The 14,413-nt window shown below is 70.4% G+C and carries 12 protein-coding genes and 2 pseudogenes; 6 read left to right on the forward strand and 8 right to left on the reverse strand.

All coding sequences use genetic code 11. From position 1 onward, the window contains the following. Nucleotides 1-1,093: 1,093 nt before the first annotated feature. On the reverse strand, nt 1,094-1,690 hold the full coding sequence (locus tag ACIQVT_RS01685; RefSeq protein ID WP_403747837.1) for an isochorismatase family protein: 597 nt from the start codon (nt 1,688-1,690) through the stop codon (nt 1,094-1,096). Between the two features lie 168 nt (nt 1,691-1,858). Beyond that, nucleotides 1,859-2,257, reverse strand: a complete 399-nt coding sequence (locus ACIQVT_RS01690; RefSeq protein WP_403745852.1) for a hypothetical protein — start codon at nt 2,255-2,257, stop codon at nt 1,859-1,861. An 814-nt stretch (nt 2,258-3,071) separates the two neighbouring features. Here ACIQVT_RS01690 and ACIQVT_RS01695 point away from each other — a divergent pair. Then, nucleotides 3,072-3,278: a hypothetical protein gene (locus ACIQVT_RS01695; protein ID WP_403745853.1), complete on the forward strand. Its 207-nt coding sequence runs from the start codon at nt 3,072-3,074 to the stop codon at nt 3,276-3,278. Nucleotides 3,279-3,478: 200 nt separating this feature from the next. Here ACIQVT_RS01695 and ACIQVT_RS01700 read toward each other — a convergent pair whose 3' ends face one another. Further along, nucleotides 3,479-4,618, reverse strand: coding sequence for a methyltransferase domain-containing protein (locus ACIQVT_RS01700; RefSeq protein WP_403745854.1), 1,140 nt, complete (start codon nt 4,616-4,618; stop codon nt 3,479-3,481). A gap of 1,043 nt (nt 4,619-5,661) precedes the next feature. Here ACIQVT_RS01700 and ACIQVT_RS01705 point away from each other — a divergent pair. Next, nucleotides 5,662-5,805 (forward strand): hypothetical protein, encoded by a 144-nt coding sequence (locus ACIQVT_RS01705; RefSeq protein ID WP_403745856.1) that lies wholly within the window; start codon nt 5,662-5,664, stop codon nt 5,803-5,805. Nucleotides 5,806-5,944: 139 nt separating this feature from the next. After that, nucleotides 5,945-6,281 (forward strand): annotated as a pseudogene (locus tag ACIQVT_RS01710) (ATP-binding protein); the annotation flags it as partial. A 294-nt stretch (nt 6,282-6,575) separates the two neighbouring features. Here ACIQVT_RS01710 and ACIQVT_RS01715 read toward each other — a convergent pair. Next, nucleotides 6,576-7,046 carry a DIP1984 family protein gene (locus ACIQVT_RS01715; protein WP_403747841.1) on the reverse strand — a complete coding sequence of 157 codons (471 nt, stop codon included), beginning with the start codon at nt 7,044-7,046 and terminating at the stop codon, nt 6,576-6,578. Between the two features lie 486 nt (nt 7,047-7,532). Here ACIQVT_RS01715 and ACIQVT_RS01720 point away from each other — a divergent pair, with 486 nt between their 5' ends. Beyond that, complete coding sequence (locus ACIQVT_RS01720; RefSeq protein ID WP_403745857.1) at nt 7,533-8,051, forward strand: DUF2231 domain-containing protein; 519 nt, start codon at nt 7,533-7,535, stop codon at nt 8,049-8,051. 228 nt (nt 8,052-8,279) lie between these two features. Beyond that, complete coding sequence (locus ACIQVT_RS01725; protein WP_403745858.1) at nt 8,280-8,678, forward strand: hypothetical protein; 399 nt, start codon at nt 8,280-8,282, stop codon at nt 8,676-8,678. Nucleotides 8,679-9,381: 703 nt separating this feature from the next. Here the strand turns inward: ACIQVT_RS01725 and ACIQVT_RS01730 are convergent. Together ACIQVT_RS01730 and ACIQVT_RS01735 are read right to left on the reverse strand one after the other, a co-directional pair. Then, nucleotides 9,382-9,603, reverse strand: coding sequence for a DUF5133 domain-containing protein (locus ACIQVT_RS01730; RefSeq protein ID WP_403745859.1), 222 nt, complete (start codon nt 9,601-9,603; stop codon nt 9,382-9,384). A gap of 448 nt (nt 9,604-10,051) precedes the next feature. Then, nucleotides 10,052-10,528 (reverse strand): annotated as a pseudogene (locus ACIQVT_RS01735) (DUF2254 family protein); the annotation flags it as partial. Here ACIQVT_RS01735 and ACIQVT_RS01740 point away from each other — a divergent pair. Continuing rightward, nucleotides 10,457-11,083: a hypothetical protein gene (locus tag ACIQVT_RS01740; RefSeq protein ID WP_403745860.1), complete on the forward strand. Its 627-nt coding sequence runs from the start codon at nt 10,457-10,459 to the stop codon at nt 11,081-11,083. The pseudogene ACIQVT_RS01735 and the gene ACIQVT_RS01740 sit on opposite strands and share 72 nt — an antisense overlap. Nucleotides 11,084-11,437: 354 nt before the next feature. On the opposite strand, the gene ACIQVT_RS01745 is transcribed toward ACIQVT_RS01740, so the two are convergent. Together ACIQVT_RS01745 and ACIQVT_RS01750 are read right to left on the reverse strand one after the other, a co-directional pair. After that, complete coding sequence (locus tag ACIQVT_RS01745) at nt 11,438-12,337, reverse strand: universal stress protein (RefSeq protein WP_403745861.1); 900 nt, start codon at nt 12,335-12,337, stop codon at nt 11,438-11,440. 87 nt (nt 12,338-12,424) lie between these two features. After that, nucleotides 12,425-14,395 (reverse strand): APC family permease, encoded by a 1,971-nt coding sequence (locus ACIQVT_RS01750; protein WP_403747843.1) that lies wholly within the window; start codon nt 14,393-14,395, stop codon nt 12,425-12,427. Nucleotides 14,396-14,413 lie beyond the last annotated feature (18 nt).

Consider the following 14,413-nt stretch of genomic DNA (forward strand, 5'->3'; position numbering starts at 1 on the left):
GACTGGCCGGGGCCGGCCCCGAGGCCGGCCCCGGCAGGGGGAGCATGGTCACGGGGCGCCGGCCTCCTTGTCGGGCACCGGCGCCACACGGTGCCCAAAGGCGGGCCTGGTGCGCGAAGGGGACCCGCGCAGAACCTGGAGCCACGGCGGCTCGGGCTTGATCCACCACGTCGCCGTACACCGGCGACGGCAACGTGCTGCAAGCGCCACGCACCGGCCGCGACGTGGGATTCGCCTCCCTGACCTCCGCCATGCCGGAAGGCGATTACTACGGTGCCACCCGCCCTTGATGTTGTCGAAGGCGGGGCTGGCGATCACACCGATCCCACCGGCCGAGGCAGGAGCGGCGGTAGCGATACCGGCACCCACGGCGACGCCGACAAGTCCTGCGATGGTGGCGGTGTTCCTGTGCATTCTCAGGACCGGGTAGCGATCAGCGCGCCACCAGGTCGCGCAGCCGAGATGACCGGCCGGCCCACGGTGCAACTGCCACGCCGCGCTCGGTGCAGCGTGCCGGAGCAACAGTGACGGTCACGTCCGGGCAGCCGTTGAGCACGTCCGTGAGCGCCGCCTGTTCGACACGAAGGTCGAACTTCGGTACCCGCTCCGGCGGGCCGACGGATGTCGGCCGCTTTCGTGTGCGGGCCCGGTCGGTCGCTCCGGTCGCTCATCGGCGTGCCGGAATGACTCCCGTCGCTGGCAGTGGCGCGCCGATGTCTGTACGGGGGTGCCGGCAGACGCGGTCGCCCTCCGCCCCCCGGATCGACCGGGTGCGCGCGCCACTGAGGTGACCCGGTCCCGACACAGGACCCCTGCCGCCCCAGAGATGCCCCGCTACCGACGCATCGGTGAGCGGGGCCCTCCCCGTCCACACCCGACACCGGGCGTTGCGTGGCGAGGCGGCCGGACACTCGTAGCAGCAGGCGGCGGCGAGGCCGAAAGGGGCAGGCAGTTGCAGGGACCCGGCTCCCAGCGGGGCCGGCGGTAGCCGAACGGCGAGGAGACGGCCTGCTCGATGACCGACGGGCACCCTCAGCGTTCGCCAGGCTCCCGTCCGGCCTGTGTGCACAGGCCGGACGGCAGTTCTGCACTCCTACGCTCCGGCAACCACCGGGGCGCCCGACATGTCCACTCCAGCCTGCCGGAGTTTTTCGCACGCCTGCTCGATGGTGCTGCGGCTGACACCGGCGGTCAGGTTCAGCAGCACCTGGGTGGCGAAGCCGGCCGTGACCGCGTCCAGGGCAGTGGCCTTCACGCAGTGATCGGTGGCGATGCCGACCACGTCCACCGCGGTGACACCGTGCTCCCGCAGCCACGCTGCCATCCCTCGCCCGTCCTCGTCGGCGCCCTCGAGGCCGCTGTAGGCGGCTTCGTAGGCGCCCTTGTAGAAAACGGCGTCGACCGCTCCCGCTTCCACTGCGGGAGTGAAGTTCGGGTGGAAGCCGGATCCGGGCGTACCGGCCACGCAGTGCACCGGCCAGGAGGTCCTGAAATCCGGGGTGTCGGAGAAGTGGTCTCCCGGGTCGATGTGATGGTCCCGCGTCGCCACCACATGCGCGTACCCGACCTCGGCCGCCTGCGAGACCAGGCCGCACACGCGTGTGGCGATCTCGGCTCCGCCGTCCACGGCGACACTGCCGCCCTCACAGAAATCGTTCTGCACGTCCACCACGATCAGCGCACGCTTCATGCCGCTGCCCTCCATTCTTCGTTCTCGATGCACGATCTTTCCGCTCACCCATGCATGAGCGCTTCCCTCAGCAGTCCCTTCCTCTCGCGGCCTGCGGGGTGCCGGGGTGGATCAGCGCCACGGCGATCACCTCGGGCCCATGGTCGCCGCCGGGCCGGTGCGGGCGGCCTACAGGCCGCCATTCAGGTAGCTGAAGCTGGTGATGCGGCCGACGACGGTGTGCGGGGCATCCGGCGTCGTCAGCTCGACGGGGGTTTCGAGCCGGTAACGGTCGCCCCTGGGCCGGGACTGGGTGATGTCGCCGATCATGACCATCGGTTTGTGGGTGGTCAGGGTGACCGATTCACCCTGCTCCCGCTCGAAGCTCGAAGGTGGCACTGAATGAGAGGACGTCACGCTGCTCGTACCTGGGAGGAATTCCTGGACGAAGCACAGAGTGCTGACGGCATCCACGTCGACGTCGTTCTGCTCCAGGACGACGCTCCCACTGTCCGATTCGGCGGTCGTCTTGAAGCCGACGATGCGGAACCTCACGCTGTCGATCGGGTTGTCGGGGTTGACGTCCACACGCTGCTCGATCCCGCCCCGGAAGTCGAGGGCCAGGTCTGGCCCTGGAACTCGATCTTGGCGTCCTGGGCAACCAGGGAACAGGGGATCTCCGCGCCGATGGGGGCAGTCCAGGTCCGGGCATATGCAGCTCCTTGATCGTCGTTGCCCCCCACGATCGCCCACCCCGCCCCGAGAAACCGGCAGGCACCCGCACCACCACCCGATCAGGTGCCACCCGCACACCGCCCCCGCCACGCCCGCTCGACGGGCGTGCCACAGCCCCGGCGGCGGCCAGCCTGCCGCCGCCGGTGCCCCGAACCAGTCTGTGACCGGAGCACTGGGTGCAGCCCGCCAACCCCTCAGCAGGCCTGAGTTGACGACGGCTCGAAAGACCGTGACGTCAATCCCGTTGCCACGCTTCCCGAAGGGCTCCCACGTGCGCAGTGCTGGAGGGTCCGCGGTAGAGCAGCTCGCCGTCCGCGCTGGAATTTGCCGCGGCGGACCAGTTACCGGACGTCGTCGAGGCCGAGTTACTGCGCGGTCTCGTGGGCAGTGAGGTGGCCGGGCATCAGGTTGCGCGGCCCTATACCGCCAGTATCTCCCTTTTGCAACTGGAGCGCGGCCAGTTGCAGGGTCCATACGGGCGATTAGGGTGGAAAGTAACTGAAAGTGACCTGCGTATCGAAGGGTGCAAGACATGCGTGCCAGCCACTGCAAACGATCTGCCGCCCTGGGGACGACCCTCATCGCTGCCACCATTGCGTTCGGGCCTGTTGGCCTCCCGCAGGCTTCGGCAGCAACGCCGAGCGGAGAGCACATCAGTGCAACCACCATGGTCCAGCGCGACAACCCCTACAGGAACGGTTACCGGGCCGGGTACCGCGCCGGATATGCCGATGCCAGAGACGACTGCCGGAAGAGCGGCGGCAACAACCTGACGAATAACAACAACAACAATAACAACGCCTACGCGAGCGGCTACTCCGCCGGTTACGACTCCGGGTTCTCGAGCGCCGAGGACCGGTACTGCGGTGATTGAGTAAGCGAGTCTCCGGGGTGCGGTGTAAAAGACGGTTCCGGGGGGCTCCACGAGTCGCCGATCTGCGGATCGAGGAACGCCGGGGCCTCGAACGGCGCGGCGCGTACGGGTCCCCCTTAGGCGTCCTACCAGCGCCGGCGTCCGGACGGCACCGTTCTCACCGACCTGAGGAGCTGAATTCCGCAGGCGAGAGGTGTGCTTCAGGTGACCGGCCAGCGCGGCCCGCTTCGGGGATCGTTGATCCACATGTACTGGGTGGTGCCGCTGTCCGTGACGGTCATCCCGTAGTCGTACAGGTCAGGTGCACCTTGCTCCAGCCACGTGTTCCACGCTGCCTCCAACTCGTCGGCCAGTCTGCGGGGGCCACCCTGGAAGGCGATCGTCCGGTCGCTGGCGGCGACCGAGAGCACGGCCCAGGACTGGCGGGCGTCGTGGACCCAGGCGTTGAGCCCGTCAGCGTCCTCGGCGAGGGCGATCCTGAGATCGGGCAGAGCGACGCGCAGCGCGAACCGCAGGTGCACGTCGTCCCGGAGCGGGGCGAGGTCGCGGACGAAAGGCTGCTCCCCGTCCGGCTCGCTACCGGCGCGTACCTGGGCGAAATCGGGTTCGGCATGCAGGGTACGGCGGTCGGGCATGAACTGTGCCAGTCCTTGTACCCATCCGGTGGCGCAGCGGCCGTCGTCGGCGACGGTCAGCGCCACGTGTCCCAGGCGACCCCACGGGGTGACGATGCGTCCGCCCGGCTTGGTCTGCTCGACCCAGGCCCACGGAACCCGCTCGACGGCGTAGGTGGCGATGACCCGGTCGTAGGGGGCCTTGGGCGCCCAACCCTGGTTTCCGTCACCCACCTGCACGTCCACCATGACGCCCGCTGCGGCCAGTGCCCGGCGCGCTGTCCCGGCGAGGTCGGGGTCCGCCTCCAAACTCACGGTAAGCCCCGGGCCGGTTCGCCGGTCCAACAGGGCGGCGTTCCAGCCGTTGCCGGTTCCGAGTTCCAGCACTCGGTGGCCGGGTTCGAGCAGGAGTGAGTCCAGCATGTCGACCACCACGGCCTGGCAGGACAGGCTCGATGTCGGCAGTCCGTCGGTGACCTGGGTGACGGTCGCCGCGTCCGGCCCGGCATACACCTCATCCGCCCAGCCGGCCGGATCGTGCCCGTGGTCGACCGGAACGTAGGCGTGCCCGTCCCACCGCCAGACGCGTCGCGGGGCGAACCGGTGCCGGGGCAGGGCGTCGACGGCGTCGCGGATCCACGCGGAACGTTCAGGCCAGTCGCCCCGCTGGTCCATGGCAGCGGCCAGGGACCGCTGCGGCCCGTCCAGATCGGATACGGTCGTCACCACCGCTGCCTACTTCTTGTGCTTGCCGTCACTGGGCGGAGGCGGGGGAACCTGTCCGTCGCTGTTGCCGGGCGGCGGGTTACCGGTACTCGGGTCCGCCGGCGGCTTGTCGTGCTTGCCCATCGTTTCGCTCCTCCACTGGCGGAAAGGGAACGGAGGCGCCATGGTCCCGCCCACTGTGGGGGTTGCCGGCCGGAATGCCGGAAATCGCCTACGGAACGGCCGAGAGCAGCCGCCTGTGCGGCTAGGACTACCGGGGTGCGCGAGGGACCGGGCCAGCGGTGAAGGCGTCTGGCGCGCGGCGAGGGCGGTCGCGGCGAGGTAGAACGCACCGAGCCCGGTCGACCAGACGACGGCGAGGGCTTGGGGGACGTTCGGCGATACAAGCAGCCGGGTGGGCCTCCCCCGAGGCACTCCAGCACGCGGCACGTCCGCCGTTCATCACCCCGATGTCGCCCTGGAGGAACCGGAGCTGACCGCCGCGGTCAGCCCCCTCCCGGCTGGCGGGCGGCCCGACGCACGCGCATCAACTACGCCACACGCGTGCGGCTGTCACGGCCGGACGTGCGCGGAAGCCTGAACGGATGCACGGCCGTCGGTCATCAGGCTGCGCCTCGTGCGACAAGTTCGTCGCTGACCCGAACATTCGGCTCCGATTCCCCCGTAACCCCTGTGCAGCTGAAGAGCGGTCCCGTCGACGAGACGCATCACTCCAGACCCGCACCTGCCCCGCCCGCCAAGCTGGACACGCGGAAGAGGCAGCACCGACGACCACCCACCGAACCACCGAAGAAACGCACGCACCGATCGTGGCTGCGCTGAACTTGCCACCCCGGACCAGGGCCGCAACCCCACAGGGCTCCGCGCTCCCTGCCCTACCCGCGCAGAGCGGCCCCATCAGGCCCCCGAATATCTGCCCTGTCCAGCCCGTACATCCCTCGCCCGGACGCGCAGCCATATCCGCGGGCCAAGGCCGATCGCACCGCCTCACTGGAGAACTGCGCGCCTTCACCGCGCGCACGCGGGCCGTCGTCCGGAAGCCGATGAGGCTGTTCGGCGAGGAGTACGTCAAGGGCTGCGCGAACAGGACCGGGGGCCTCACGGCACTGGGCCTTCGCATGACGGTCCTCACCCATCTGCTGGGCCTGCTTCCGGCCTACACCCTGCGCCACGTGCTCGGCATGTGACTGCCGTGGAGCCCGACTCCCCCGGCGAGCGGGATTGGTTGCGGCAGCCTGGTTGTCATCACCGAGGCATCTGGGTTGCCCCACGTGGCTTCGATAGACCTGGGTCGCCTGTGGTCCGTACGGTCTAGCCTCGGATCCCATGATCGTATGGCTGAACGGCACCCCACGGCGCAGGCGAGACGACGACCAGTGCGCTCGTGCAGCAGCTGATCCCGGACCCACGGGTATGCGACGCCGAGAAGGTCGGCGAGACACTCATGGACATCACACCGGGGCTGCCCGCGACGGACAACTTCCAGAACTGGCCGCCGTGGCGGCCGCTCGTAGTCGAGACCGCTCGACGCGTCCTCGACTACACCGGCGGCACCTTGGTGGTGCCCATGGCCGTCCTGGTCGAGCAGTACTGGCGTGGGATCAGCTCGGGTCTTGCCCAGCAAGCGATTCCGGTCCGGCACTTCGTCCTCCACGCCGACAGGTGAGAGGAGCGCCGCCGAAATCGCCACCAGCATCCGCCGGAGAGTGCCCTTCTTCGTGGTGCCGCGATGTGGAAAGCCCCGAACCCGCCCTCGCGGCCTCGGATCTGCACGTGGTGATGTGCTGTGCGATGTGCACCTTTACCTGTACGCGGTGCTGAGCTGCACTGTTGATGGGGAATTGAACCCCCGCGTTGCTCTTCACGCGCCAGGAGTGGGCTGGAAACCGCCAACCCTCGGTGTGTGCACGCCTCCGAAGCTGCTACCTGCTCCACATCGTCCCGCCGGCTGGACTGCTCAGTCCAGCAAATCGACTTCCCAGTTCGTACGCTGGATCCGCACATCGACGTCGCGGATCTCCCGGGCGAGGGCATCCGCCTGACCACGCAGTTCCGCGACCGGAAGCGCGGAAAGCATCATCAGTTCGGACCGAAGCTGCCGGCCGTATCCCCGTTCACCCTGGCCCGCCGCCGCGTCCGCCGCTGCGGTGACCACGGAATGACGCAACCGCAGGACGTCCCGGCGTGCGAGGGCGTCGGTGAGGGTGCCGTCCGGACCCATCTCCACGGTGGCGTTGGTCCGATTGATCCGTCGGATCAACGTTTCCAGAGAGTCCAGCACCTCACCGACCTCGACCAACAGCTGAGCTGCATCCTCGGCGGGTGTCTCCCCCTCCTGGTACCGCGCACTGCTGACGACGCGCGCCCGCAGCTGTTCCACACGCCGCGTCGCCTCCGCACGTTCCGCCAGTGCCTCAGCAAGCTTCACTGTCGCCACCTTCCCCTCCATGAGCTCGCACGAGTATACGAATGGGAACCAGCTCGTACGCACTCGGTTTTTGCTCCGCCGGAGCCCTGACCAGCCATGGGAGCGAGAGCGGGCAGCCGTGGCCGACGGGAGTCGCACCGCGATCAGCCAACTCGCCGTACCGGCCCCCCTCGCCGTACCGGCCGCGAAGAGCCGGGGGGCAGGTTCTCCGCGGCGTGCGGGGTGGTGCGCTCCCCCATGCCGTCGAGCAGCGGTGCGGGCGCCCGGCCGGCGAACATCGGGTGGAAGCGGTACATGGCCTCGGCGTGCAGGCTCGCGCGCCGCCCTGGCGGGCTTGGCCATAGTCCGCACGCGGACACGTCGACGACCCCGACCCGGCGGGCCGCGCACGTGGGCGGATCGCTCAGAGAAAGCTGAGAGCATCCTGTGCCAGCCTGGCGCGTCTGATCGTCACACCATGCTACCCACCCCGCTAGAGGACCCCCGATGAACCTGATCAACGGCCTGCCCACGCACATATTGCTCGTGCACTTCGTCGTCGTGCTGGTGCCCCTGACCGCGCTGGCGCTCGTGGTCTGCGCGATCCGGCCGGGCGTGGCACGACGCATGGGCGTGGTGCTGCCGCTGCTCGCCCTGGTCACGCTCGTGAGCGTTCCGCTCACCACACATGCCGGGGAGTGGCTGGAGGAACACGTCGACAGCGACGCCCTGGTGCGCCGGCACGCCGAACTCGGTGACGGCCTGCTTCCGTGGGCCGGAGGCCTGTTCGTGTTGGCGGTCTTCGTCTGGTGGGCGGCCCGACGCACCGCGCCGTCCGGGTCCGGCGCCTCACCCGACACGGGCATGTCCGCCGTGCCGGTGCGGATCACGGCCGTGGTGCTGTCGCTCGCCCTGGCCGGAGGAGCCGTCGTGGACGTCTACCGCATCGGGGACTCGGGGGCGAAGGCCGCATGGCACGACGGCTTCTCACACTCGGCGACCGGCGGCCACGGCGACGACGACTGAACTGCGCCTGCCCGTCCCGGCGTTCGGCACGAAGGGACGACTGGCGGGCTCTGATCGTCATCGGGCCGGACTCCGGCATGCTGCCGGAACCGTCCCGACCTCCGGGCCGAACGGTGCGCGCATCCCGCTGGGCCGCCGTCGGCGGGACAAGGGGCACCCCTGGCCCGTCCGGGCGTGGCGGCCGGGTCCCGACGGGCCGCCAGTGGGGCCGGTCGGCCGCTGTGGAACGTGGACCCGCTGAGTCACCGTCGTGGTGATCCCCACGACGAGGTCACCGACGCCGCGGCCGACGTCACGGCGCGATGGTCGACGGACGGCCGCGTCCAGGGCTCGGCGCGCTGGACTCCCGGCCAGACACCCCGTACCGGACACACGCTGGTGAAGGCCGGCCTGGAAGCCGGCTCCCGGGTGACGGTCTGCCGGGACGACCGGGGTCGGCTCACGCGCGCACGGCCGGCCGGTCCCGCCGAGGGGCACGTCGAGGCCGCCCTCTTCGGCTCCGCCGCCGCCCTCGCCGTCGTGGCCCCGGTGCCCGGAGCGGGTGCCGTCGCACGAGCGCGGATCGACCGGCGTCGCATGGCCCGGTGGGACCGGGAGTGGCCGCGGTGGGGCCCGACGACCGGCTGAACCGCGCGGGCCCGTCCGCACGAACCGGTCAGCTGTACGGTTGCCGTGTCCGGACGGCCACGTCGTTCTCCGGCCTACAGGACCAGCTCCTGCCGCACTTCCTCGGCCCGCAACCGTCATCAGTGGGCGGCGCGACCGCCGTTCCCCTGCGACCGGGCCGTCCCGCACGCCGGACGTGCGCGTGCGGAGCCCCACGCCAACCAGCCGGTCGGCCTCGCGGGACACGGCGAGCAAGGCGGCCCGTGCGGAGCCCTCGGTCGTGCGGCGTCGGGTCCGCAAGGTCGCACGGAACGGCCAACATCGCCTCCTCCTGCGCTTCCGCGGCTTGCCGATCCGGGCCGTGGGCGGGGCTCCCTGGTGAACAGTGGACGGGCCCGGTCTGACGCACCGGCCGGCGCCAGGCTCGTACCGCCTCCGGGGACAACCCGCGCAGCAGGGGCTTCTTGACCGCCAGCGCGCGACTGCCGTGTCCGCCGGCCTCTCCCCCACGCCCGGGGCGACGCGGCCGAGGGCCCCGGCGAACGCCTGATTGTCTGGCTTCCGCGTGACACGGTCACCGGACAGTGGGCGTGCCCCGCCACCCGGAGGTCACCGAGTCGACCAGGACACGTGCGCCGAGACGGCGGGGGCACAAGGGGCGGACATGTCCGAGTGGGGGGCCGCGGCCACGCGCCGGGGCAGACCGCCTCCCCTCACCCCCTGATCACCCCGGTGGCGGCCCTCCCTCCGACCTGGCCACATGGTGACGTGCGACGGCCAGCGCCGCTTCCACCTCATCGGTGCCGGTGGACACGCACAGCATGTAGGCGATGTCTTCCATCCGCTGCCGCGCCTGCCCGCTGTCGGACTCCTGGGCGTGCAGTGCTGCCAGAGCGTCGTACTGCTCGATGAGATCCCGCAGTACCGCCGGGTGGGCCATCAGCATCGAAAGCCCCTTTCCGCGCCGGATCCGCGCAGCCGTCCTGCACTTCCCCCTGCCGCCTCATTGTCCCTCCGGCTGCCGTCGGCCGCTCCCCACTGCCCCTGCGGCCTGCGTCGAGCCCACGCCTTTCAGGGGCCTCCCGTGCTCCGAGCGGAGCTGCGGGCGATGTCACGCGGGCCCGGCGGCGGCTCAGACCGACCGGGTCTCTCCGCTCCGGTCGAGGTAGGCCTCCATGACCCGGCCGTCCAGCGCTTCCAGGACCCGCTGGTGAAGGTCCCACCTGATCGGCGTCGTCGGGTGTCAGGTCGGGCGACATCGCGCCGACGACCCGGTCTGCCGCTCGGCGCACCTCGGTGGCGTGCTGCTGGTCCTGGACGACGGCCGCCAGGTCCCTGAGCATGCGCAGCAACGCGCCGAGGACCGTGGGCTCGCCGGCGGCGTAGCTCCGTAGCTGCCCGCAGGCCAGGTCGAGGTAGTAGCGCATGTCCCGGTCCGGGACGAGGGCGCGCGCCACGCCGTGTTCGTCATCGTGCACGGTGGGTCCGAGACGGCGTGCGGAGAGCTTCACCAGCAAGTCGGCCATGTGCCCGACGGATGTGATGGCGGTGACCGGGTCGTTGATCGCCGGTGACATCACTTTGACGGCGATGTCCTCCAGCTGCCGGAATCCGAAGGCCACGTCCTGTTCCAGCGTCCGCTCGTAGCCGATGGTCAGGGCGGCGTTGACGGCCGTCCCGGGGTCGGCGTCCTGCGGACGGCTCTCCTCGGCAGCACCGGAACGCCGCCACCAGGCGGCGATGGGTGTACCTGCGGCGATCAGGTCGCCGCAGCGCACGTCGAGCCTGAGGACGACATCGTGGGTGACCGCGCAGTCGACCAGCGCTCTGACCTCGATCAGCCGCAGGAAGCCGCTGCGCTGCGCGCACACCGTGACGCCGTCGTCACCTACCTGTTCGACCTGGCCAGAGCCGCCCAGCCCGGCCCCGCCACCCGGCACCGGCGAAAGGCCGCCGCGATCCCACCCCACGTCCAGTGGCTGCTCGACTCCATGACCCTCTCCGCGGCGTACGTGAACAACGGCCGCCTGGACGTCGTCGCCACCGATGCCCTCGCCCGCGCCCTGGTCGCCCCGATGTTCAGCAGCCACACCGTCGACGAGCACGGCCGGCCAAACTTCGCCCGCCACTACTTCCTCGACGACGCCTCCCGCGACTTCGTCGACGACTGGGACGGCGCCGCGAACACCACGGCTGCCCTGCTGCGCGCGGAGGCCGGCCGCTACCCGTGGGACAAGGCGCTACGCGAACTCGTCGGCGAACTGTCCACGGTCAGTGCCGGATTCCGCACCCGTTGGGCCGCCCACCAGGTGCGCATCCACCACGGCGGCGTCAAACGTCTCCACCAGCCCGACGCCGGCCCCACTCGAGCTGACCTACCAGCCGCTGGGCCTGCCGATGTCCGCCCGCGAGGCGCACTTCCCTGACCATCTACACCGCCGAACCGGGCACCCTCGACGAAGACCGGCTCAAACTGCTCGCCAGCTGGGCGGCCACCTCCACCGGCAACCAACCACCTGTCGTCCGCACCGGGCGGCAGCACCCGAACGCCGACACCCACGGCCCACCTCGGTGACGCCACCCCACGGTCCGGCGCGCCGTGGGGGTGCGGGAGCGGCCACGATGTCCCCGACGGCGCTCCGAGTCGCTGATCATTCGGGCCGTGATCACGCTCGTGACCACACGGATCACCCGTCGACAGTCCCGCCGCAGCGGACACCCGGCTTCCCCCACGGGATCGGTCGGGACTGACGTACACCCGGACCACTGCCGGCCTGGTCTCACTCGACGTCGATGGCTTCCGGCCTTCGGGAGGGAGGCCAGGGGACGGCTACGAGGGCGACGGGGCAGGACGAGTGGCGTAGTGCGGCGTGGTGAGTGGGTCTGAGTTCGCGGTGGACCGTGCCGTGCCGGTGTCGGACTCCGAGCACGAGGAGCTCGGCGTGTCGCGCGACCTGGGGCAGCACATGGTGCGCGGGGCCGTCGACGACTTGTCTGTGCACGACGACGCCGCTCTCGAGGGCTGCCCCGGCCGGGACCGCCGCGCTGAGGAGAGCGTCGGCCGTCGGTGAGCTGCCGGGACCAGGTGGCTCGTGCCGCGTTCCCTGCCGGCTCCGGGCGTGAACCGCGACCAGGTCGCAACCACGTGCCTGTGCTTCGTGGAGCGCGAAGGCGACATGGGCGGCGCCGGGGTCGGTTCCTTCCCCGACACCGAGGACGACCTCCCGGTCTCCTGATGGGCGCCCTGGGGCCCAGTCGCCGACGACCACGGTCGGGCACCACGCGCGTTCCGCCACACAAGGCCCGACGGAACCGATGGACAGGTGGCGCGCGAGTGCACCGCGGCCGCGGTGGCCGACGACCAGCGCGAAGGCGTCTCCTCCCGCGTGGACCAGGACGTCGACGGGTTCCCCGGGCAGCAGTTCGGCATGGACCCTCAGCTCGGGGCGGCGCCGGCGGGCCCGGGCTTCGGCGTCGGTGACGATCTCCTCCAGTGCGGCGGCTTCGGCTCGGCCTTCGGGGAGATCGTCGGCGGGGGTGGCGCCTTCGAAGCGTTCCCATACGGACGCGTGCACGATACGAAGGGGCCTGCCGTGCAGGGCGGCCTCGTCGGCGGCCCAGTCGAGCGCCCTCATGCTGGAGCGGGAGCCGTCCACGCCCACGGTCACTGGTTCGTCCACCGGCCACGCTCCCCTCGTCACCAGTGAAACGAGGGTCTGCGGTGCCCGCAAGCCGCACGGCCCCCAAGGCGTCCGGATGGCTCGCGGTCAGCGCGGCGGTTCGCCGCGGCGGACGGAGCCCGGGGCACGCGCAGCGTGGTGGTCGGCCCGTGCGGAGGAGATGAGCTGCCAGGGCACGCTGACCACCATGACACCGGGGGTGAAGCGCAGGCGTGCCTTGATCCGGAGGGCGGACTGGTTGTGCAGCAGATTCTCCCACCAGCGGCCGACGACGTACTCGGGGATGTAGACGCCGACCATGTCGCGGGGGCCTTCACGGCTGAGGGAGCGTACGTAGTCGACGACGGGCCTGGTGACCTCACGGTAGGGAGAGTCCAGGACCTTGAGGGGGACATCGATGCCCAGTTGCTGCCATTGGTCCTCCAGCGCCAGTGCCTCGTCGTGGTCGACGGCGACGGTCAGTGCCTCGAGCCGGTCGGGCTTGAAAGCGCGGGCATAGGCCAGGGCACGCAGTGTCGGCTTGTGGACGTTGGAGACCAGCACGAGCGCGAGGACTCGGGAGGGGGAGGTGAGGTCGGCGTGCGGATCGGTGCTGGTCAGCTCCGCGGTGGTGCGGTCGTAGTGCCTCCGGATTCCGCGCATCAGCAGCCACAGCACCCCCGCGGCGAGCACGGCCAGCCAGGCACCTTCGAGGAACTTCGTGAACAGGACCACCACCAGGACCATGCCGGTGGTCACCGCACCGACCGCGTTGATGCCCCTGGCGATGTGCCGGCGACGGCGCAGCGCGGGGCTGCTCGCCGTGGCAAGGGCCCGGTTCCAGTGCCGGACCATGCCGGTCTGGGAGAGCGTGAAGGAGGTGAAGACGCCCAGGATGTACAGGTGGATCAGGGCTGTGACGCTGGCTTTGAACCCCCACAGCAGCAGGCCGGCGGTGACGGCCAGCGCCACAATGCCGTTGGAGAAGGCGAGCCTGTCGCCGCGGCTGTGCAACTGGCGCGGCAGGTAGCGGCGCTGCGCGAGGACCGACGAGAGCAGCGGGAAACCGTTGAACGCGGTGTTCGCGGCGAGGACCAGGACCAACGCGGTCACGGCCTGCACGTAGTAGAAGCCGACACTTCTCTCCCCGCCGAAGACCGCGGCGGCGATCTGCGCGATGACCGTGCGCTGCTGGTAGGAGGAACAGTTCGCGGCCAGTCCGGTGAGCCGGCACGAGTCGTCGGCGATGTGAACCTTTGAGACGATCGCGAGGGCGGTGACACCGACGAACATGGTGACCGCGATGAGTCCCATCACGGCCAAGGTGGTCGCCGCGTTGCGCGACTTCGGCCTGCGGAAGGCGGGAACGCCATTCGAGATCGCCTCCACGCCGGTCAACGCGGTGCAGCCGTTGGAGAACGCGCGCAGGACCAGCAGCACCAGCGCCGCACCTGCCAGGTGCGCGTCGCCCTGCTGCGGCCGGATGCCGTACGAGGCGCTCTCGGCGACCGGCGCGTCCCCGGCCAGGTACCGGAAGACACCGGTCGCGATCATGATCAGCACACCGATGACGAAGAGGTAGGTCGGGGCGGCGAAGGCCCGCCCGGACTCGCGCACGCCCCGCAGGTTCACCACCGCGAGCAGCGCGACGAAGCCCAGGGCCATCGGCACCCGTTGCGCGTGCAACTGGGGGACGGCGGAGATGATGTTGTCCACGCCGGAAGCCACCGACACCGCCACGGTCATCACGTAGTCGACCAGCAGGGCAGCCCCGACCACCAGGCCGGCGTTCTCGCCGAGGTTTTCGGACACGACCTCGTACGAGCCTCCGCCGCTCGGGTAGGCGCGCACGACCTGCTGGTACGACAGCACCACCACCGCCATCAGCGCGACGACCGCCGCCGCGATCATCGGCGTGAAATGCACGTACGTCAGCCCACCCAGCGTGAGCACCAGCAGGATCTCCTGCGTCGCGTAGGCAACCGACGACAGGGGGTCCGAGGCGAAGATCGGCAGGGCCAGACGCTTGGGGAGCAACGCCTCCCCCAGCTCACTGCTGCGCAGAGCACGGCCGACCATGAGCCGCTTCGCCACCTC

This window comes from Streptomyces sp. NPDC100445 (genome assembly GCF_044759735.1).
In the GTDB taxonomy this organism is placed as follows: domain Bacteria; phylum Actinomycetota; class Actinomycetes; order Streptomycetales; family Streptomycetaceae; genus Streptomyces.